A 19,147-nucleotide genomic window follows, 5' to 3' on the forward strand; every position below is an offset into this window, starting at 1 on the left:
CATGGAGTTGTATTGGTAGCGGAAATGGTGCAAATCAACACTTCAATTGCAACTTATCCCTTTGTTTTCAATTAATAAAAATGCCATTTGAATAGTATGCTTCGCCCATATCTTCGGGGGCGGCTACGCAGCCGGCTATTACGCCTATCTGTGGACCCAAATGCTGGCCGACGACGGCTATCAGTGGTTCGTAGAAGAGGGCGGACTGACCCGCGAAAACGGCCAGAAATTCCGCGAGGCGATTTTGTCCCGCGGGAACAGCACTGATTTAGCTGAACTTTATCGCCAGTGGCGCGGGCACGATCCGCAGATCGAGCCGATGCTGGTGAATCGCGGCTTGAGCGCGTAAGGGCTTTTTCAGGCTGGAAACAGAACCGGGCGCAATGCCCGGTTTTTTGTTCGCTTTTTTCTTGCCCAAAATGAATCCTTAAATTCTGCGAAATTTGCAGGGGGATACGGCCCGATTATTCACGTAGCCACATCTTCACATTTCCGCTTGAGATTACATGATAAAGAAGCCAGGGGCTAAAGACCCATCCGGACATTCCGCGAGGCGATTGCCGCCAACGCAGCAAAAAATATCCCTTCCTAATCGAAATCCTACGCTTCAGAAGGGAGACCAAATGGTCATCGTTTCAAGGAGACGTGAATGTAATTGAATTGTTAGGAAAAGTCTCAGTTATAAGAATTTATATCTGATAATTTAGGTTTAGGGTTTCATCTAATACTGGAGCGCGACAACCACTAAAGAGATTAATCACGCCTTGGACACAACAGATGATTAGGTTTGGGGAGGAACGGGAATGGGTGTCGTCCTTGACATTGTCTCCAGCCGGTAACGCCAGGCGTAACCGTAAAGTTATCTTCTACATCGTTCCCGGCCGGAGCCGGACTACATTTCGGAGTATCTGATCTTTTCGTCGTTCAGGCCCAATATCGTCTTAATATAAGGCACGGACACTACATCTCTTTCGGTGGCCTGAATAAGCCAGTTTCTGGTCTCAGAAATTGAATAAATACGCTCCTCGCTTATGCTTCCCTCAGCCATGCGGGTGAGTTCTCTGATAATAGATGGAACAGTAATATCCAGATCTTTGAGTGCGAGTGAGAGTGCCGCTTCTCCGATTATGACATAGCCTTTTTCGTCGTATAGATTAGACAATAAAACCTCCAGTTTGTTGATGATAACTTCATAATCAATGCTAGCCAAAGTTAGAGGAACTGCATTCAGAATGCTCTTCACTTTAACTATTGCGGTTGCCACTATGACGTTGGCCTTCTCTTTATGAGCAAGTTGTATGTTGTACCGGATAATTATTCTGAATTGCCCGCCAAAGATAAAAAAATGAAATGTAAAAGCGCCTGCACAGCAGTCCAGAGGCTGAGGGTCTGTTGGGCATTTTCAGACGGGAGACAGAACCGGGCGCGATGCCCGGTTTTTTTCATTTTTGGTTAAGTTTTGCGAGCTAACGCTTTGAGCATTCAATAAATAAAATAATTGCTTACGTCTTTATGCTCTCGCCTCGCTCGATATAACCATAAGCATGTCTTATATTTTAAGAGCGGCAGGTTGCCGCATACACCCACAGGAGTTCAAAATGAAATCCAACGATCAAGGTGCTAACAAAGATCAGTCTAAGCAGTCTCAAAAGAACCCGAAAGACGATCAGTCCCAACAGAAACCGGGTAAAGCTAAGTAGTCCCTCATACCATGTTTGACGGAGGTTTTATGACCGATCGTCCCGATTACGTTGATCCTCTTCCTGATGATGAACCGCTTCCTGATGATGACATTCCTGACGTACCCGATGTGAATGACCCGCCGGTCGTTGACGATCCTGACGTAACCAGGAAACCGCTCTAAAAACATTTTAACCGCCTTCGGGCGGTTTTTTACGTTCTGAACAAATGCCCTGCTAAGGCCCGGAAATCTTTCTTTCATATTCCTGCGCAGTCTTATTATGATGGCGCGTTTAACGTTGCCTGTTTAAAGGATGATGATGGATTTTTCCCCTGTACTACATGCCTTAGCGGCCGTCACTGTTCAGTGTTTATGTGGCCTGAAAGGGGGCCGGTGGGGCGTCGGCGGGGCGCTGGGTGCGCTGTGGTTTATCGCCCGGGAGCAGACCCAGGCTGAATACCGCTGGATTGCGCTCTTTGGGCACGGCAAGCGGGCCAACATGCCGTGGTGGGGCGGGTTTGACTGGCAGGTATGGAATGTGGCCAGCCTGCTCGACTGGCTGGTGCCGGTGGTGGCCTGCACCCTGGTGTGGCTGTTGTCCCGGGCCTTGCGCCAGAAAAGTGCCAGCAGACAGGGGGCGTAGAGCAAGGTTGTTTAGTCTTCATTTATCTTCACCATGCTAGCTTGTTCAGGATCCGCAGCCCGGTATGGATTGCCGGGTCCGTAGATATCAAAATACAAATCTATCCATGCAAGCATTTACCGCCAGTCTCTGGCGGTTTTTTTTGCCCTTTCGCTGGATCATGAATTTTTTTCAACACCGATGAATTTTTCTCGTTTGCTCCCGAGCCCGCGCTGTGACATCTTTTGGACATATAGCCATCCAGAAGTCTAAATATTCAAATAATGAATTATCACTGTCGGCAATTACCTGGCGGCAGTTAAAGGAGATAAGCATGCAGCGACAACACGCCCCGTACCGTGCCGATGTGGTAGGTAGCTTTTTACGTCCCGACGCCATCAAACAGGCGCGAGTGAAATTTGCCAGCGGTGAGATCGATGCCCAGCAGCTGCGTGCCGTAGAAGATGAAGCGATTCGTCATGTGGTTGAACAGCAGTGCGCCTGCGGTCTTCATGTAGTAACGGACGGCGAGTTTCGTCGCGCCTGGTGGCACTTTGATTTCTTCGACGGCCTGCAGGGCGTGGAGCGTTACGAATCCGAGCAGGGGATCCAGTTCAACGGCGTGCAGACCAAAGCCCACGGGGTGCGCGTCACCGGTAAGCTGGGCTTTGGCAGCCATCCGATGCTCGACGACTTCCGCTATCTGCAAAGCGTCAGCGGCAATGCTCAGCCGAAGATGACCATCCCGAGCCCGAGCGTGCTGCATTTCCGCGGCGGGCGTAAGGTCATCGACGCCACAGTTTATCCGGATCTGGAGGTCTACTTCGATGACCTGGCCCGGACCTGGCGCGATGCAATCCATGCCTTCTATGCCGCGGGCTGCCGCAACCTGCAGCTGGACGACACCGTCTGGGCCTACCTTTGCTCGGACGATCAGCGCCGTCAGATTCTGGAGCGTGGCGACGACCCGGACCAGCTGGCGCGTACCTATGCTCGCGTATTAAACAAGGCGCTGGAAGGCAAACCGGACGATCTGACCATCGGGCTGCACGTCTGCCGGGGTAACTTCCGCTCGACCTGGATCTCTGAAGGGGGCTACGAGCCGGTGGCGGAGATCCTGTTCGGCACCGTCAACGTCGATGCATTCTTCCTGGAATACGATAACGATCGCAGCGGCGACTTTGCCCCGTTACGCTTTATTCGTCCCGGCAAGCAGCAGGTAGTCCTGGGACTTATCACCACCAAAAGCGGCGAGCTGGAGAACCCGGAAGGGGTGAAAGCGCGTCTGGAAGAGGCGGCGAAATATGTGGCGAAAGACCAGATCTGCCTTAGCCCGCAGTGCGGCTTTGCCTCTACCGAAGAGGGTAACGCCCTGACCGAAGCCCAGCAGTGGGACAAGGTTCGCCTGGTCACGCAAATCGCCAGCGAAGTCTGGTAATCCCTTATCCACAGCGTTGCATTAATAAAGTGCAACGCTGTGCCATCCTGATCCGCGCCTGCCTGTCAAATCCTCTCCAGCCTCCTGAACTCGCTGAATTTTCGTTCTGGCATCCTTTTTGCTCTGTCTGATCCTGAATGCTTTTTCTGCGTCCACGCCGTAACGGACGATTTCGCACAGCTTTCTTTTCAGGAGTGAAAATTATGCATCGTCGTACCTTGTTAAAAGCCTTTGCTTTATCGGCCTCCGTGGTGGCCATGGGGATGAGTTTTAGCGTGCAGGCCGCCGACACCATAAAAATTGGCATCATGCATTCGCTCTCCGGGACGATGGCCATCTCCGAAACGCCGCTGAAAGACGTGGCGCTGATGACCATCGATGAAATCAACGCCAAAGGCGGCGTACTGGGCAAAAAACTGGAGCCGGTGGTGGTCGACCCGGCCTCTAACTGGCCGCTGTTTGCCGAGAAAGCCCGCCAGCTGTTAAGCCAGGATAAGGTGGCTGCGGTGTTTGGCTGCTGGACCTCGGTGTCGCGCAAATCGGTCCTGCCGGTGTTTGAGGAGCTGAACGGCCTGCTGTTCTATCCGGTGCAGTACGAAGGGGAAGAGATGTCCCCGAACGTTTTCTACACCGGGGCTGCGCCTAACCAGCAGGCTATTCCGGCGGTGGAATACCTGATGAGCGAGGACGGCGGGGCGGCGAAGCGCTTCTTCCTGCTGGGCACCGACTACGTCTACCCACGCACCACCAACAAGATCCTGCGCGCCTTCCTGCACTCGAAAGGGGTACAGGATAAAGACATCGAAGAGGTCTACACCCCGTTCGGCCACAGCGATTACCAGACCATCGTTGCCAGCATTAAGAAGTTCTCCGCTGGCGGCAAAACTGCGGTGGTCTCTACCATCAACGGCGACTCCAACGTGCCGTTCTACAAAGAGCTGGCGAACCAGGGGGTGAAAGCCACCGACGTGCCGGTCGTTGCCTTCTCCGTGGGTGAAGAGGAGCTGCGCGGTATCGATACCAAACCGCTGGTGGGTAACCTGGCGGCGTGGAACTACTTCGAATCGGTGGATAACCCGGCCAACCAGACCTTCGTGGCGGCGTACAAAAACTGGGCGAAAACGCAGAAGCTGCCGAACGCCGATACGGTCGTGACCAACGACCCGATGGAAGCCACCTACGTGGGGATCCATATGTGGGCCCAGGCGGTGGAAAAAGCCGGTACTACCGACGTGGATAAGGTGCGTGCCGCCATGGCGGGCCAGTCCTTCAAAGCCCCGTCGGGCTTCACCCTGACCATGGATGCCACCAACCACCATCTGCATAAACCGGTGATGATTGGCGAAATCGAAGGCAACGGCCAGTTCAACGTGGTGTGGCAGACCGAAGAGCCGGTACGCGCCCAGCCGTGGAGCCCATACATCGCCGGGAATGACAAAAAGCCCGACACGCCGATTAAAACAGCCAGCAACTGATTACGGATCATAAAGGGGTAAAGCCATGAACGTCATGCGCATGATCTTCGCTCTCGTATGGCTTGCCGGGCTGCTGCCAGGGATGGCACAGGCAACGGACGCCGATAATTTTGTTGCCGCCAGCCGCAGCCAGCAGGCCGTACTGCTGGAGCAGTGGGCCGCCGCGCCGGATCCGGCCCGGCTGCCGCTCCTGCGCGCGCTGAAGCAAGAGAACCTCGTTGTCGACGACAACAAACATGCCTTTACCCGCCAGGACGGCGGGGTTATTGCCCTGGGGGAAGCCGCTCGGGCACAGGGCTCCACGAAGGCGGTGCGTCTCACTAACCGCCTCAGGGTGCTGGCCGCCACGGCACTCGCCACCCATCAACTTACAGGTGACAGTGTCACTGAAAGGCTGGCGGCCGCACGTCAACTGCAGCGCGACCCGCAGCCGCAGATGCTGCCCTTTTTACAACGCCAGCTGGTGGGCGAAAAAGACGATGCCGTGCGCCAGGTACTGAGCCTTGCCGTCGCCAGCCTGCAACTGACCAGCCCGCAACCTGCGGTGCGCAAGCAGGCCGTGACGCTGCTGGGTGAGTCGAGCGATCCGGAAGTGCAGGCCCGTCTGTTGCCCTATACCCGCGCGCAGACGGAGCCAGATGCCGGCGTGCGTGAAGCCGCCGCGGAAAGCCTGCGCCAGATCCAGCATCGCCAGACGATCGGCGACCTGCTGGGCCAGGCCTTTATGGGCCTCTCGCTGGGTTCCATTCTGCTGCTGGCGGCGCTCGGGCTGGCGATCACCTACGGCCTGCTGGGCGTGATTAATATGGCCCACGGGGAGATGCTGATGCTCGGGGCCTATGCCACCTGGCTGGTGCAGCAGGCGATGGCGCAGTTTACCCCGCAGTGGCTCACCTTTTACCCGCTGGTGGCGCTGCCGGTCGCCTTTATGCTGACGGCGACGGTGGGGATGGCCCTTGAGCGCACGGTGATCCGCCACCTGTATGGCCGACCGCTGGAGACGCTGCTCGCAACATGGGGCATCAGCCTGATGCTGATCCAGCTGGTGCGGATGCTGTTTGGCGCCCAAAACCTCGAAGTGGCCAACCCGGCGTGGCTCTCCGGGGGCGTGCAGGTGTATGCCAGCCTGATCCTGCCGTGGAACCGGCTGGTGGTGCTCGGCTTTGTCCTGCTGGTGCTGTTCTTCACCTGGCTCATCCTCAATAAAACCCGTCTGGGGCTGAACGTGCGGGCGGTGACGCAGAACCGCAGCATGGCGGCCTGTTGCGGGGTGCCCACCGGGCGCGTGGACATGCTCGCCTTCGGGCTGGGTTCCGGAATTGCTGGGCTCGGCGGGGTGGCGCTGTCGCAGCTGGGCAACGTCGGGCCGGAGCTGGGCCAGGGCTACATTATCGATTCCTTCCTGGTGGTCGTGCTTGGCGGCGTCGGGCAACTGGCCGGGAGCGTGGCGGCCGCCTTCGGGCTTGGGATTTTCAATAAAATCCTCGAGCCGCAGATGGGCGCCGTGCTCGGCAAAATCGTGATTCTGGTGGCGATCGTTCTGTTTATTCAGAAACGTCCGCAGGGGTTATTTGCACTGAAAGGGAGGGTAATCGACTGATGAGCCAGCCAATGACCTTAACGCTGGCGCGCAAGGCGCCGCGCAGCGTATCGATACTCGGCGCCCTGATCCTGACGGCACTGCTGGTGCTGCCGTTTCTGGCCCTGCTGCCCGCCAGCCATCCGCTTGCCGTATCCACCTGGATGCTGACGCTGGTGGGTAAAATTCTCTGCTACGCCATTGTCGCGGTGGCGCTCGATCTGGTGTGGGGCTACGCCGGGATGCTGTCTCTCGGCCACGGCCTGTTTTTTGCCCTTGGCGGCTATGCCATGGGGATGTACCTGATGCGCCAGGCCGCAGGCGACGGTTTACCGGCCTTTATGTCGTTCCTCTCCTGGAGCGAGCTGCCCTGGTACTGGTGGGGTACCCAGCATTTTGCCTGGGCGCTGGCGCTGATTGTCCTGGTGCCGGGCCTGCTGGCGCTGTTGTTCGGCTGGTTTGCCTTCCGCTCAAAAATCAAAGGGGTCTATTTCTCCATCATGACCCAGGCGCTGACCTTCGCCGGAATGCTGCTGTTCTTTCGCAATGAAACCGGCTTTGGCGGCAACAACGGTTTTACCGGCTTCACCACGCTGCTGGGCTTCCCGGTTACGGCCACCACAACGCGTATCGGGCTCTTTATTGCCACCGTGCTGCTGCTGGCCGTGTCGCTGGCGGTGGGCTATGCGCTGGCGAAAAGCAAATTTGGCCGCATTCTGACCGCGGTGCGCGATGCGGAAAACCGCCTGACCTTCTGCGGCTACGATCCTCGCGGCTTTAAGTTGCTGGTCTGGACATTATCCGCCGTGCTGTGCGGGCTGGCCGGGGCGCTCTATGTTCCGCAGGTGGGGATCATCAACCCCGGCGAGATGTCGCCCACCAACTCCATTGAAGCGGCGATCTGGGTGGCCCTTGGCGGGCGCGGAACCCTGATTGGCCCGGTGGTAGGCGCTGCCCTGGTTAACGGGGCGAAAAGCCTCTTTACGGTGGTGATGCCGGAGTACTGGCAGCTGTTTCTGGGGCTGATCTTTATTGCCGTCACGCTGTTTTTACCGCACGGGGTCATGGGCCTGTTGCGCAAAGGGGATAAATGATGCAGCCAGCCGAAGCGTTATTCACCCGCCAGCTTCCCGGGGATCGCTATCGCGACCAGACCGACCCGGTGTTGCAGCTGGAGGGGATCAACGTCAGCTTTGACGGTTTTAAGGCCCTTACCGACCTGTCGCTGAACATCGGCGTGGGGGAACTGCGCTGCGTGATCGGCCCCAACGGCGCGGGCAAAACCACGCTGATGGACGTCATCACCGGTAAAACGCGCCCCCAGAGCGGGCGGGCGATTTACGATCAGTCCACGGATCTCACCAGTCTCGATTCGATAGCCATTGCCCGCCAGGGCATCGGGCGCAAGTTCCAGAAGCCGACCGTGTTTGAGGCGCTGACGGTATGGGAAAACCTCGAGCTGGCGATGAAGGGCGATAAATCGGTGTGGGCCAGCCTGCGCGCCCGGCTGAACAGCGAGCAGGGCGACCGCATCAATGAGATGCTGGGCCTGCTGCGGCTGGGGGCGGAGCGTCATCGCCGGGCGGGGCTGCTGTCCCACGGTCAAAAGCAGTTTCTGGAGATCGGCATGCTGCTGGTGCAGGAGCCGCATCTGCTGCTGCTCGATGAACCGGCCGCGGGGATGACCGACGCCGAAACCGAGTACACCGCGGAGCTGTTTCGCACTCTGGCGGGCAAACATTCGCTGATGGTGGTGGAGCATGACATGGGCTTTGTCGAAACCATTGCCGATCGCGTGACGGTTCTCCATCAGGGCCGGGTGCTGGCGGAGGGCTCGCTGCGCGAGGTGCAGGCCAACGAGCAGGTGATTGAAGTCTATCTTGGACGCTAAGGAGCGCGGATGCTTAAGGTTAACGAACTGAATCAGTATTACGGCGGGAGCCACATCCTGCGCGGGGTCAGTTTTGAGGCGCTGCCCGGCGAAGTCACCTGCCTGCTCGGGCGCAACGGGGTGGGTAAAACCACGCTGCTGAAGTGCCTGATGGGGCTGATCCCGGCGCGCAACGGCGAGATCCTCTGGCAGGGCAAAAACATCACTCAGGCCCGACCGCACCAGCGGGTGCAGGCGGGGGTGGCTTACGTGCCCCAGGGGCGGGATATTTTCCCCCGCCTCACGGTGGAGGAAAACCTGCTGCTGGGGCTGTCGCGATTCCCCGCCAAAGAGGCCAGGCAGGTCCCCGACGAAATCTGGCGGCTGTTTCCGGTTTTACAGGAGATGAAGCAGCGCCGGGGCGGCGATCTCTCGGGCGGCCAGCAACAGCAGCTGGCGATTGGCCGGGCGCTGGCCAGCCGTCCGCAGTTGCTCATTCTGGACGAACCGACGGAGGGCATTCAGCCGTCGGTGATCAAGGAGATTGGGCAGGTGATCCGCCAGCTCGCGAACCGGGGCGACATGGCGATCCTGCTGGTGGAGCAGTTCTATGACTTTGCCGCCGAACTGGCCGACAGCTATCTGCTCATGTCCAGGGGAAGCATCATCCAGCGCGGACGCGGCGAGAATATGGAGCAGGAGGGCGTTCGCGGCCTGGTGGCGATTTAACAGGGTTGTCTTGTGAGATGTTATACTATAACATCCTCACTCTCTAAACGGAGTGAGGACATCATCTTGGCAGGACATATTGGTAAATTTGCAATGACTCTGGGGGCGCTGCTGGTCAGCGGCCAGCTTTATGCCCATTCGCATGGACATCAGATGACCGAGGCGGAACAAAAAGCGGCAAACGGCGTATTCGACGATAAAGACGTCAAGGATCGCCCGCTCTCCAACTGGGACGGCGTCTGGCAGTCGGTTTATCCGTTTTTGCTGAGCGGCGATCTCGACCCGGTGTTTAAAAAGAAAGCCGAAAAAGACAAGAGTAAAACCTTTGAGCAGGTGAAAGCCTATTACCGTACCGGTTATGCCACCGACGTCGAGACCATCGGTATCGAAAATAACGTGATGGAATTTCATCGCGGGAAAAACGTCGCCAGCTGTGAATATGTCTCTAACGGCTACAAAATTCTGACCTACGCGTCCGGTAAAAAGGGTGTGCGCTATTTGTTTGAATGTAAGGACGCCAGCAGCCAGGCACCGAAGTTTGTCCAGTTCAGCGACCATACTATCGGCCCGCGCCAGTCCAGCCATTTCCATATCTTTATGGGCAACACTTCCCACGAGGCGTTATTAAAAGAGATGGATAACTGGCCAACCTATTATCCGAACGAAATGTATAAAGAGCAGGTGGTTGAGGAGATGTTGCACCATTAATTTGAGTGCGACCTGCGTGCCGGGTGGCGCATCGCTTACCCGGCCTACGGTTTGTTGACTTTGTAGGCCCGTGCAAGCGGAGCGCCGCCGGGCAATTACCGCGATACTAAATTGGGCATTTCAACCCACGCCTTCACCTGCATTCCGCGCAGAATCATCAGCCACGCCAGCACGATGGCAACCATCATGATCGCAAACAGTGACCAGTGCGGGAGATGGGTCAGGATCAGCCCGGTGATCATCGGGTTGAACGCCGCGCCGAGCCAGCCGAGCGCCTGGGCGGAGAAGTAGCTGGCTTTCATACCCGGAGGAGCGATGTTGTCGATCAGCATATATTCACCCGGAGCATAGATGATTTCACCGATGGTAAACACTGCCGCGGCGATCCCCCAGTAAACCAGGTTCTCACCGGAGAGCATAAACCCAGCCAGACCGAGGACAAAAAACAGGGTGCCGAGGGTCATTAGCGGGCGGATATTACGCGCCGACAGCTTGCGGCCAATGATGTACTGCAGCGAGACCACCATCGCGGCGTTCACCGGCAGCACTACGGCCACCACGTTCTGGGCAAAATCACTGTCATAATCCGCCGCCAGCACGTACTGCGAAATACAGCTGGCGAACGAGCCGCCCACGTAGGAGGCCAGCAGCCCGGAGAGCGTGTACCAGAGCAGCGCCCGGTCGCGCAGCAGTACCGACGGCTGCCACGGCACCGGGGCCTGTTCAGCGTCCGCCGCCACGCTTTTCTTTACATAGCGCTGAATCAAAACCAGCGGCAGCGCAGCGCAGAAGGCCGCGACCCAGAACGGCAGTTGCAGGCTGTACATTACCAGCAGGGTGCTGAGCGGCGGCCCGATGGTCCAGCCGATATTCAGAAAGCTGTAGTTAAGGGAGAATACCCGCGCCTTTTCCGCCGGGTTCAGCACGTCGGAAAACCAGGCTTTCAGCACCGTGGAAAAGACCGAATAGGCACAGTTGATCAGCGAAAAGGCCAGCACCACCAGCACCACGTTATTCACCAGCGGGATCGCGAGGAAACCCAGCGCCACCGCGATAATGGCGATCAGCATGTAGCGGTTTTTATCGAACTTATCGGCCAGAATGCCAAAACCCAGGCTGAACACCACCCCAATCGTCAGGGCTACCGTCAGGGCATAACCAATATTCTCCACGCTCATGTTATAGACGCGGGTCAGATAGATGGTCATAAACGGCAGCGTGGCACCGCGGCCAATGGTGAGGAGTAGCGATGACGCCAGCAGCGCTGCGGTTGAACGCCTGAGAGAGTGCTTCATTTGTATGCCCGACAATTGCGTGTAAATTTTTGTAATGTGTTATCAGGATTAACACGCCATAAGCGTCTTGTATAGCGCCTAATTTATCCGTAAGTGCTTCGCCTGCCTGTCAGAAATAATGATCTGTTCCTTCCCGGATTTTTTCGTTACTTTGGTAAGTGTTTACAAAAATTTAATAAACAGGGGCAGGGTATGACGCGCAAAGACGGGCTGCTGGCATTGCTGGTGGTGGTGGTTTGGGGGCTGAATTTTGTGGTGATCAAGGTCGGGTTGCACAATATGCCTCCGCTGATGCTGGCCGGTTTACGCTTTATGCTGGTGGCCTTCCCGGCGCTGTTCTTTGTTGCCCGTCCGAAGATCCCGTTTCGTCTGCTGCTGGGCTACGGCCTGACCATCAGCTTCGGCCAGTTCGCCTTCCTGTTTTGCGCCATTAACTTCGGCATGCCCGCCGGGCTGGCTTCGCTGGTGCTGCAGGCCCAGGCATTCTTTACCATCATTCTGGGGGCGGTGGTGTTTGGCGAGCGGTTGCAGAGCAAACAGCTGGCGGGTATCGCCCTGGCGGTAGTGGGCGTGCTGGTGCTGGCCGAAGCCAGCCTCAACGGGCAGCATGTTGCGCTGCTGGGCTTCTTGCTGACCCTGGCGGCCGCCTTCAGCTGGGCGTGCGGCAATATCTTCAACAAAAAGATCATGCAGCTCGAGGCGCGCCCGGCGGTCATGTCGCTGGTGGTGTGGAGCGCCCTGATCCCGATCGTGCCGTTTATGCTGGCGTCGTATCTGCTGGATGGCCCGACGGTGATGCTCAACAGTCTCGTAACCATTGACGTGACCACCATTCTGTCGCTGGTCTATCTGGCGTTTGTTGCCACCATCATCGGCTACGGTATCTGGGGCACGCTGCTCGGGCGCTATGAAACCTGGCGGGTGGCACCGCTGTCGCTGCTCGTCCCGGTTGTCGGGATCGCCAGTGCGGCGCTGCTGCTGGATGAAAAACTCGGTGCGTTGCAGCTGGTCGGGGCCGTTCTGGTGATGGCAGGACTCTATATTAATGTCTTTGGCTTTCGCGTACGCCGGACGGCGCGGGTGAGAGGCTAAAAAAAGCCCCGCGCGGGCGGGGCAAAACGAATTAATTGTGCTGATTGTAATACGGCACCCCTAACTCGTCGGATTTGTCGCTGCCTGCGCCCATATGGTTAAAATCGTGGGGCGACTGACCGTTTGCGGTCGGCAGGATCATGGTGTCGCGGCTGTGTGGCTGCGGCACAGAAGGCGTTTGCTCCGCAAAACTCTGAGCAGAGACCAGCACCAGGGCGGTGAAGGCGGCGGATGCGAATAATTTCATAAATTCCTCGATACGTCTTAAAGCCTGGCCCATTAGGCTATTTTATTTGCCATTTTGAACCTGGGCAGTGCTCACAATCCTCACGTACTTCAAGTACGCTCCGGTTGTTCCGCGCTGGCCATGTTCAAACTGGCTGCAACAATTACGCCTACTGGGCCAGGCTCTTTTACAGGCGATTAGCAGTTACAGTGATTGATCGGAAGCAGATACCGGGATTCCCCGTGCATGTTGGTAATACGGTATTTATGCGGTGGCACATCGAAGTAGTTCTTGAACGTGCGGGTCAGCGTCTGCTGCGATTCAAACCCGTAACGCTCAGCCAGATAGAGGATCGGCTCGTTACTTTCCTTCAGTTTCTGTGCGATTTCCGTTAATTTGCGGCTGCGGATGTACTGGCCTAATGAGTGGCCGGTCTCTTTTTTAAACATCCGTTGCAGGTGCCATTTTGAGTAACCTGAACGCTCAGACACTTTCTCAAGCGAGAGCGGCGACTCCAGGTTATCTTCGATCCAGCCCAAAATGCTATGAATAGTGATGGCGTCAGTATTGCGTCTGGACATCGTCATACCTCTTTCTGTTTACGGCAGGATTTTCTTAAGCAAAAGCTCAAGAGTTGCCACTTCATCTGCCGTTAAGTTTTTTGTTAGTTCCTGGTGCAGTTCTTGTCCTACTAATTGATGACATTGTTCACACATTGCCGCGCCGTCGCTGGTCAGTTGCAACAGCACGCCGCGTTTGTCATTCGGATTAGGGCGGCGCTCAATCCAGCCCTTGCAGACCAGCCTGTCGATCATTCGCGTCAACGCGCCAAGGTCGACGGATAAGATTTTCTTAAGCTCAACCGGCGTAATACACACTTCGCAGCGCACGGAGCAGAGCACCTTAAATTGCGTTGCGGTGATATCCAGCGGTGACAGATAGTCATTGAGCAGGCGATCTTTCTTCTGGTTAACCATATAGATAAGGCGACCCAGCGGAATGATTTCGTTAAAGAGGTCACTGGTGCTTTTCACAATGGTTGCCCTGGCAAGTAGTTTAATCACGGCAGATATTATTGCTCAGGCAACTATAAGTCAACTGAATGCATTTGCTTATGACACGATTTGCTAAAGCGATTCAGATCACTTTTTTGCCCGGTTTGCCGAACGACATATAAATGGGGTGAATTGATTTCGGAGAGAAAATATTACTTACGCTACGCGCATAGTCTAAACCGGGGTTTTCACCTTATACTTGCCAGGATAATTTTTGATAAGGACAACTCCGTAAAATGGTTGATTTAATTAAAGCAATTGGCCTTGGGCTGGTGGTTCTGCTGCCGCTGGCTAACCCATTGACCACCGTTGCGCTGTTCCTGGGCCTGGCGGGGGATATGAACCGTACTGAGCGTAATCATCAGTCGCTCATGGCGTCTGTTTACGTCTTCGCGATCATGATGGTGGCCTATTACGCCGGACAGCTGGTGATGAATACCTTCGGGATCTCTATTCCCGGTCTGCGTATCGCGGGTGGTCTGATCGTTGCCTTTATCGGTTTCAGAATGCTTTTCCCGGCGCAGAAAGCGACGGATACCACTGACGCGCAGGAGGCGCTTGAAGACAGACCGGGTAGACAGGCGCCAAATATCGCCTTTGTCCCGCTGGCGATGCCAAGCACCGCAGGCCCGGGTACCATCGCCATGATCATCAGCTCCGCCTCAACGGTGCGCAGCGGCACGGACTTCCCGGACTGGGTCGTGACGGTTGCGCCGCCGCTGATCTTCGCCCTTATCGGGGTGATCCTGTGGGGTTGTCTGCGTAGCTCAGGGGCGATTATGCGCTGGGTAGGCAAAGACGGTATCGAAGCGATCTCGCGTCTGATGGGCTTTTTGCTGGTCTGTATGGGCGTGCAGTTTATTATCAACGGCGTGCTGGAAATTATTAAAAACTATCCGGCATAACCTGACCGGGTGGCGTCCTGCCACCCGCAATTTTTATCCGTGATGCGGCTGCTCTTCCAGAGTAACGGGCCATTTGCGGAAGATCAGCACTGACCAGATCAACGCCGCCAGGGCCGGTATCGCCCCCAGATAGCCAACCGACGCCATCGACAGATGCAGGCTGATTTGATTCCCAACCAGCGCTCCTGCGCCAATCCCCAGATTGAAAATCCCGGAAAAGAGCGCCATCGCCACGTCGGTGGCATCCGGCGCCAGCGCCAGCACCTTAACCTGCATCCCGAGACCGATAATCATGATCGCCACACCCCAGACAATGCTCAGCAGCGCCAGGTTCATCTCGCTTCCCGAGGCGGGCAGCAGAAGCAGCAGACACGCCATCAGCAGGCCTATCGCGCTGCTTACCAGCAGGGAGGCGTGACGGTTGCCGAGCTTGCCAAACAGCACGCTGCCGATAATGCCTGCGCCCCCCAGCAGCAACAGCAGGATAGTGGCGAAACGGGCGCTAAACCCGGCGACCGACTGCACAAAAGGCTCGATATAGCTGTAGGCGGTGTAGTGCGCCGTCACCACAACGACCGTCAGCAGATAAATACTCATCAGCGCCGGACGGCGCACCAGCAGAGGCAGGCTTTTCAGCGAACCGGAGTGCTCGCTCGGCAGTTTCGGCAGCAGTTTAATCAGGCACAGCAGGGTGAACAGCGCCCCGAGACCGATAACGAAAAAGGTGGTGCGCCAGCCAAACATCTGCCCGACGATGCGTCCGAGCGGCAGGCCAAGCACCATCGCCAGGGCTGTACCGGTCGCCAGCAGGCTCAGCGCCTGGGCACGCTTTCCGGCCGGGGCCAGCCGGATAGCCAGCGAGGCAGTTATCGACCAGAAAATCGCGTGGGCGAAGGCAATGCCGATCCGGCTTATCACCAGCACCCTGAAGTCCCACGCCAGGAACGACAGCACATGGCTGGCGATGAACAGCACGAAGAGCCCGATCAGCAGTTTGCGGCGTTCAATCTGGCTGGTGAGCAGCATAAAGGGCAACGACATCAGCGCCACGACCCAGGCGTAAATGGTGAGCATGATCCCCACCTGGGCGGTCTCCATGCCGAAGCTGCTGGCGATATCCGAGAGCAGGCCGACAGGAACAAATTCCGTGGTGTTGAAGATAAACGCGGCAACGGCGAGCGTCACCACCCGTAGCCATGCGACCCGGCGGGAGACTGTGTGAGTTGTCATAGGGATGTCTGGGATGGGTTACGTAAATGTGGTGTAACGATCTTAAAACCATCCCTGATGAAAATACAATCATTTTGTGATCAAGATCTCACTATGGCGCCGCAGTATTCGCTGGTGAAATCGGTTATTTTCCATGAATATAGGATGCAACATAACGTTAACAACAGGTAAAGCGATGCAGGATATCGAGTTTTTTCTGGTCGATGCGTTCAGCGATGACGCATTTGGCGGTAACCCGGCGGCGGTGTGCCCGCTGCCGGAATGGTTGCCCGACGACACGCTGCTGAAGATGACGCAAGAGCATAACCAGTCGGAGACCGCCTTTTTCGTGCGCCACAAAGGCGGCATTGAACTGCGCTGGTTTACCACCTACGGCGAGGTTAATCTCTGCGGCCATGCGACCCTGGCCACCGCCTGGGTGTTGTTCAACGAGATGGACTATCCCGATGCCCGGATCCATTTTGATACGGCATCCGGCAGGCTTACCGTTACCCGCGACGGCGACTGGTTAACGCTCGATTTTCCGGCCTGTCCGACGCAACCAGAGACCCCACCACCAGAGATGCTCCGCGCGCTGGGGTTAAGCCATTACCTTGAAGCCCGCAAGGGGCGCGCCTGGGTGCTGGTGCTGGAAAACCGCCAGCAGGTTGAGGCGGTAGTGCCGGATATCCACGCCATGACGCCGGGCGAGCACAAAGTGTCGATCACCGCCCGGGGCGAAGGCGAATACGATTTTGTGAGCCGCTTTTTCTCGCCAGGCGTGGCGCTGTGGGAAGACCCGGTCACTGGCTCGGCGCACACGATGCTGATCCCGTACTGGAGTGAAAAACTCAACAAAACGGCGCTCTTTGCCCGGCAGGTCTCTGCCCGGGGCGGCGACGTCCGTTGTGAACTGAAGGGCGACCGGGTGCTAATGAGCGGCAAGGCATCGCTGTATATGAAAGGTCATCTGTTTTTGCGCTAAATAAGGGTTAACCCAATGAAAGAAATAGAATTCTATCTGGTCGATGCGTTTAGTGACCGCGCGTTTGGTGGAAATCCCGCAGCCGTTTGCCCGCTGGAGGCCTGGCTGCCGGATGACGTGCTGTTGAAAATGGCACAGCAGCATAACCAGTCGGAAACCGCGTTTTTCGTGCGCAACGACACCGGCTTTGAGCTGCGCTGGTTTACCACGCAGTATGAAATCAACCTTTGCGGTCACGCCACGCTTGCCAGCGCGCACGTGATTTTTGAGTATCTCGACTATCCGCAGACCGAGATTGTCTTCTCCACCCGCTTCGTGGGCGACCTCAGGGTCAAGCGCAGCGGCGACTGGCTGACGCTCGACTTCCCGGCATGGGGCTGCGATCCGGTCGCCAACCCGCCTGAACTGCTGTTCAAAACGCTGGGCATCCGCGAGGCGAAGGAGGTGCGGGTAGGGCGCGATTACCTGGTGGTGCTGGAAAACCAGCAGCAGGTAGAGGCCTTAACCCCGGATATCGACGGCATGATGCCGCTGGACAAGATGGTCTGCGTGACCGCGCCGGGGGACGAGTATGATTTTGTCAGCCGCTTTTTCTGCCCGGGGGAAGGTGTGGCGGAAGATCCGGTCACCGGCTCTGCTCACAGCATGCTGATCCCCTACTGGAGCGAGAAGCTGGGTAAAACCACGATGCTGGCCCGCCAGGTTTCCGCCCGCGGCGGGGATCTGCGCTGCGAGCTGAAGGGCGACCGGGTGTTGATCGGCGGGCAGGCGGCGCTTTATCTCAAAGGCACCGTGTTCCTGCGTTAGCATCAAAAGCCTTTGTTGTGTTTAAGCCACTCCACCTCTTGAGGGGTGGAGTGGCGATTTAGCAGGCTGTTGCGGTGCGGATAGCGGCCAAAGCGCTCAATGATGGCCCGGTGTTTAATCTCCGCCTTCAAAAAGCCCGGCTCGTTCAGGGCGATAAACAGCCGCTCGGCCTCCTGATGAATGACCCTCGATTCCGCATGCATCATTGGCAGCAGCGATACCCCTTTTTCATTGTTGTTGAGTTCATTCCACATCGGTTGATACACCAGCTCCTGGGAGAGGATCAGCGCCATGCCGTCCTGCTGCCAGGCCTTGCCATCGTTGCGGTTAAGGTTGCGGGATAACTGATCCAGAAGAATGATTTCAGCCAGCCGCCCGTGGGCCGTGGCGCGCCAGTGAAACAGCTCACCCCGGCAGGCGGCCTGCCATAGCGGGGCGAAGCGATATTTGCACTTGGCGTCAAACGCGTCGTTGCGGGTAAACCAAAGGGGTTGATGCTGGTCGTGAAACCAGAATTCAAGCAGAGGGGTGTATTCCATAAGGTGTCCGGGGTTGAGTTTTTGGTGGTTACACCGTAGCACAACTCCGCCCGGCAGCGCTGCGCTTGCACGGGCCTACGAACACCCCTCCCGAAAAGTAGGCCGGGTAAGGCGCAGCCGCCACCCGGCAAACAGGCCGCACCTTACCCCTCTGCATCGCCCGGCGGCGCTGCGCTTGCACGGGTCTGCGAACACTACCCCGAAAAGTAGGCCGGGTAAGGCGTAGCCGCCACCCGGCAAACAGGCCGCACAAATCACCCCAAAGACGCCCCGCCGCACAGCACCAGTTCCTGCCCGGTGACGGGGGCGGCATCATCGCTCAGCAGATAACTTACCATCGCTGCCACCTCGTCCGGGGTGATTAATCTCCCCATCGGCGGCACTTTTGGCGGCGACGTCTGGCGTCCCGGCGCGCTTAGCATTGGGGTCTGGGTCGCGCCCGGGGCTACAACGTTGGCGGTGATCCCGCGCGGAGCCAGCTCTGCTGCCCAGCTGCGCATCATCCCCACCAGCGCCGCTTTGGTCGCCACGTACTGCGAACGCCCGGCGGCACCCCGGGAGGTGCGGCTGCCGATGGCGACCAGCCGTCCACCCGCGCTCATTCGTGGTGCAAAGTGGTTAAACAAAACCTCGGCGGCGTGAATATGCAGCCCCCAAAGACGGGCGCTGACCGCATGTTCAAGCTCCCCGAGCGGGGCGGCGGCCATCATTCCTGCGGCGTGAACAATCGCCTGCGGCACCGGAAGAGGCTCCAGCGCGGCCGCAAGCGTGACAGTGTCACTTAAGTCCAGGCTCAGGCTGGTGAAACCGGGATGGGCATTATCCACTCTACGGCGGCTTAAACCCGTGACCTGCCACCCCTCGTCGAGCAGGCGCTTCACGATGGCTTCGCCGATACCCGAACTGGCACCCGTGACGATCGCAGTACGCAT

At 57.3% G+C, this 19,147-nt stretch carries 21 protein-coding genes and 1 pseudogene; 14 read left to right on the forward strand and 8 right to left on the reverse strand.

Annotation, left to right across the window (positions count from 1 at the left end; translation table 11 throughout):
• Positions 1–100: 100 nt before the first annotated feature.
• A pseudogene (locus NB069_RS10635) lies at positions 101–349 on the forward strand (M3 family metallopeptidase); the annotation flags it as partial.
• 543 nt (positions 350–892) lie between these two features.
• Here NB069_RS10635 and NB069_RS10640 read toward each other — a convergent pair.
• The gene (locus tag NB069_RS10640; RefSeq protein WP_250589315.1) at positions 893–1,264 is read right to left on the reverse strand and encodes a hypothetical protein; all 372 of its coding nucleotides are present in this window, start codon (positions 1,262–1,264) and stop codon (positions 893–895) included.
• Between the two features lie 465 nt (positions 1,265–1,729).
• On the opposite strand from NB069_RS10640, the gene NB069_RS22490 reads away from it, so the two are divergent.
• The 9 genes from NB069_RS22490 to zinT all read left to right on the forward strand — a co-directional run bounded on the left by NB069_RS22490 (position 1,730) and on the right by zinT (position 10,102).
• Positions 1,730–1,864, forward strand: coding sequence for a hypothetical protein (locus NB069_RS22490; protein WP_255296466.1), 135 nt, complete (start codon positions 1,730–1,732; stop codon positions 1,862–1,864).
• A gap of 130 nt (positions 1,865–1,994) precedes the next feature.
• The gene (locus tag NB069_RS10645) at positions 1,995–2,324 is read left to right on the forward strand and encodes a hypothetical protein (RefSeq protein WP_250589316.1); all 330 of its coding nucleotides are present in this window, start codon (positions 1,995–1,997) and stop codon (positions 2,322–2,324) included.
• Positions 2,325–2,637: 313 nt separating this feature from the next.
• Positions 2,638–3,741, forward strand: coding sequence for a cobalamin-independent methionine synthase II family protein (locus tag NB069_RS10650; protein WP_250589317.1), 1,104 nt, complete (start codon positions 2,638–2,640; stop codon positions 3,739–3,741).
• Positions 3,742–3,944: 203 nt separating this feature from the next.
• Positions 3,945–5,216, forward strand: a complete 1,272-nt coding sequence (gene urtA, locus NB069_RS10655; protein ID WP_250589318.1) for an urea ABC transporter substrate-binding protein — start codon at positions 3,945–3,947, stop codon at positions 5,214–5,216.
• A 25-nt stretch (positions 5,217–5,241) separates the two neighbouring features.
• Positions 5,242–6,816, forward strand: a complete 1,575-nt coding sequence (gene urtB / locus NB069_RS10660) for an urea ABC transporter permease subunit UrtB (protein WP_250589319.1) — start codon at positions 5,242–5,244, stop codon at positions 6,814–6,816.
• A complete protein-coding gene (gene urtC / locus NB069_RS10665) occupies positions 6,816–7,889 on the forward strand; it encodes an urea ABC transporter permease subunit UrtC (protein WP_250589320.1) in 1,074 nt (357 codons plus the stop codon). Before urtB ends, urtC begins: the two co-directional genes overlap by 1 nt.
• A complete protein-coding gene (gene urtD, locus NB069_RS10670; RefSeq protein WP_250589491.1) occupies positions 7,889–8,686 on the forward strand; it encodes an urea ABC transporter ATP-binding protein UrtD in 798 nt (265 codons plus the stop codon). The genes urtC and urtD overlap by 1 nt, the downstream gene beginning before the upstream one ends.
• A gap of 9 nt (positions 8,687–8,695) precedes the next feature.
• Positions 8,696–9,394 (forward strand): urea ABC transporter ATP-binding subunit UrtE, encoded by a 699-nt coding sequence (urtE, locus tag NB069_RS10675; RefSeq protein WP_250589321.1) that lies wholly within the window; start codon positions 8,696–8,698, stop codon positions 9,392–9,394.
• 66 nt (positions 9,395–9,460) lie between these two features.
• Complete coding sequence (zinT, locus tag NB069_RS10680) at positions 9,461–10,102, forward strand: metal-binding protein ZinT (RefSeq protein WP_250589322.1); 642 nt, start codon at positions 9,461–9,463, stop codon at positions 10,100–10,102.
• Between the two features lie 95 nt (positions 10,103–10,197).
• Here the strand turns inward: zinT and ydeE are convergent, their stop codons facing one another.
• Positions 10,198–11,397 carry an efflux MFS transporter YdeE gene (gene ydeE / locus NB069_RS10685; protein WP_250589323.1) on the reverse strand — a complete coding sequence of 400 codons (1,200 nt, stop codon included), beginning with the start codon at positions 11,395–11,397 and terminating at the stop codon, positions 10,198–10,200.
• Positions 11,398–11,589: 192 nt separating this feature from the next.
• On the opposite strand from ydeE, the gene eamA reads away from it, so the two are divergent.
• Positions 11,590–12,489 carry an O-acetylserine/cysteine exporter gene (gene eamA / locus NB069_RS10690; protein ID WP_250589324.1) on the forward strand — a complete coding sequence of 300 codons (900 nt, stop codon included), beginning with the start codon at positions 11,590–11,592 and terminating at the stop codon, positions 12,487–12,489.
• A gap of 31 nt (positions 12,490–12,520) precedes the next feature.
• Here eamA and marB read toward each other — a convergent pair whose 3' ends face one another.
• The 3 genes from marB to marR form a co-directional block, all read right to left on the reverse strand.
• Entirely contained in the window at positions 12,521–12,736 is a 216-nt protein-coding gene (gene marB, locus NB069_RS10695; RefSeq protein ID WP_250589325.1) for a multiple antibiotic resistance protein MarB, read from the reverse strand.
• A 176-nt stretch (positions 12,737–12,912) separates the two neighbouring features.
• On the reverse strand, positions 12,913–13,296 hold the full coding sequence (gene marA, locus NB069_RS10700) for an MDR efflux pump AcrAB transcriptional activator MarA (protein WP_138369239.1): 384 nt from the start codon (positions 13,294–13,296) through the stop codon (positions 12,913–12,915).
• A gap of 18 nt (positions 13,297–13,314) precedes the next feature.
• Entirely contained in the window at positions 13,315–13,749 is a 435-nt protein-coding gene (gene marR / locus NB069_RS10705) for a multiple antibiotic resistance transcriptional regulator MarR (protein WP_250589326.1), read from the reverse strand.
• 257 nt (positions 13,750–14,006) lie between these two features.
• Here marR and NB069_RS10710 point away from each other — a divergent pair, with 257 nt between their 5' ends.
• Complete coding sequence (locus tag NB069_RS10710; RefSeq protein ID WP_250589327.1) at positions 14,007–14,675, forward strand: MarC family NAAT transporter; 669 nt, start codon at positions 14,007–14,009, stop codon at positions 14,673–14,675.
• A gap of 33 nt (positions 14,676–14,708) precedes the next feature.
• Here NB069_RS10710 and NB069_RS10715 read toward each other — a convergent pair whose 3' ends face one another.
• Positions 14,709–15,905 carry a sugar transporter gene (locus NB069_RS10715; RefSeq protein WP_250589328.1) on the reverse strand — a complete coding sequence of 399 codons (1,197 nt, stop codon included), beginning with the start codon at positions 15,903–15,905 and terminating at the stop codon, positions 14,709–14,711.
• Between the two features lie 175 nt (positions 15,906–16,080).
• Between NB069_RS10715 and NB069_RS10720 the strand changes: the two genes are divergently transcribed.
• Both NB069_RS10720 and NB069_RS10725 read left to right on the forward strand, forming a co-directional pair.
• Positions 16,081–16,869: a PhzF family phenazine biosynthesis protein gene (locus NB069_RS10720; protein ID WP_250589329.1), complete on the forward strand. Its 789-nt coding sequence runs from the start codon at positions 16,081–16,083 to the stop codon at positions 16,867–16,869.
• A 15-nt stretch (positions 16,870–16,884) separates the two neighbouring features.
• Positions 16,885–17,676 carry a PhzF family phenazine biosynthesis protein gene (locus NB069_RS10725; RefSeq protein ID WP_250589330.1) on the forward strand — a complete coding sequence of 264 codons (792 nt, stop codon included), beginning with the start codon at positions 16,885–16,887 and terminating at the stop codon, positions 17,674–17,676.
• A gap of 2 nt (positions 17,677–17,678) precedes the next feature.
• On the opposite strand, the gene NB069_RS10730 is transcribed toward NB069_RS10725, so the two are convergent.
• Positions 17,679–18,215, reverse strand: a complete 537-nt coding sequence (locus tag NB069_RS10730; protein ID WP_250589331.1) for a DUF924 family protein — start codon at positions 18,213–18,215, stop codon at positions 17,679–17,681.
• 254 nt (positions 18,216–18,469) lie between these two features.
• Complete coding sequence (locus NB069_RS10735) at positions 18,470–19,147, reverse strand: SDR family NAD(P)-dependent oxidoreductase (protein ID WP_250589332.1); 678 nt, start codon at positions 19,145–19,147, stop codon at positions 18,470–18,472.

Source organism: Leclercia adecarboxylata, assembly GCF_023639785.1.
GTDB classification, from domain to species: domain Bacteria; phylum Pseudomonadota; class Gammaproteobacteria; order Enterobacterales; family Enterobacteriaceae; genus Enterobacter; species Enterobacter adecarboxylatus_D.

Excerpts from the sequence above, each read along its gene's own strand:
- NB069_RS10715 (WP_250589328.1), bottom strand. The coding sequence starts at position 15,905 with ATGACAACTCACACAGTCTCCCGCCGGGTCGCATGGCTACGGGTGGTG.
- urtD (WP_250589491.1), top strand. The coding sequence starts at position 7,889 with ATGCAGCCAGCCGAAGCGTTATTCACCCGCCAGCTTCCCGGGGATCGC.
- marB (WP_250589325.1), bottom strand. The coding sequence starts at position 12,736 with ATGAAATTATTCGCATCCGCCGCCTTCACCGCCCTGGTGCTGGTCTCT.
- urtB (WP_250589319.1), top strand. The coding sequence starts at position 5,242 with ATGAACGTCATGCGCATGATCTTCGCTCTCGTATGGCTTGCCGGGCTG.
- ydeE (WP_250589323.1), bottom strand. The coding sequence starts at position 11,397 with ATGAAGCACTCTCTCAGGCGTTCAACCGCAGCGCTGCTGGCGTCATCG.
- marA (WP_138369239.1), bottom strand. The coding sequence starts at position 13,296 with ATGTCCAGACGCAATACTGACGCCATCACTATTCATAGCATTTTGGGC.
- NB069_RS10730 (WP_250589331.1), bottom strand. The coding sequence starts at position 18,215 with ATGGAATACACCCCTCTGCTTGAATTCTGGTTTCACGACCAGCATCAA.
- urtC (WP_250589320.1), top strand. The coding sequence starts at position 6,816 with ATGAGCCAGCCAATGACCTTAACGCTGGCGCGCAAGGCGCCGCGCAGC.
- NB069_RS10720 (WP_250589329.1), top strand. The coding sequence starts at position 16,081 with ATGCAGGATATCGAGTTTTTTCTGGTCGATGCGTTCAGCGATGACGCA.
- NB069_RS10710 (WP_250589327.1), top strand. The coding sequence starts at position 14,007 with ATGGTTGATTTAATTAAAGCAATTGGCCTTGGGCTGGTGGTTCTGCTG.
- eamA (WP_250589324.1), top strand. The coding sequence starts at position 11,590 with ATGACGCGCAAAGACGGGCTGCTGGCATTGCTGGTGGTGGTGGTTTGG.
- NB069_RS10645 (WP_250589316.1), top strand. The coding sequence starts at position 1,995 with ATGATGATGGATTTTTCCCCTGTACTACATGCCTTAGCGGCCGTCACT.
- NB069_RS10650 (WP_250589317.1), top strand. The coding sequence starts at position 2,638 with ATGCAGCGACAACACGCCCCGTACCGTGCCGATGTGGTAGGTAGCTTT.
- urtE (WP_250589321.1), top strand. The coding sequence starts at position 8,696 with ATGCTTAAGGTTAACGAACTGAATCAGTATTACGGCGGGAGCCACATC.
- NB069_RS10735 (WP_250589332.1), bottom strand. The coding sequence starts at position 19,147 with ATGCGTACTGCGATCGTCACGGGTGCCAGTTCGGGTATCGGCGAAGCC.
- NB069_RS22490 (WP_255296466.1), top strand. The coding sequence starts at position 1,730 with ATGACCGATCGTCCCGATTACGTTGATCCTCTTCCTGATGATGAACCG.
- NB069_RS10725 (WP_250589330.1), top strand. The coding sequence starts at position 16,885 with ATGAAAGAAATAGAATTCTATCTGGTCGATGCGTTTAGTGACCGCGCG.
- urtA (WP_250589318.1), top strand. The coding sequence starts at position 3,945 with ATGCATCGTCGTACCTTGTTAAAAGCCTTTGCTTTATCGGCCTCCGTG.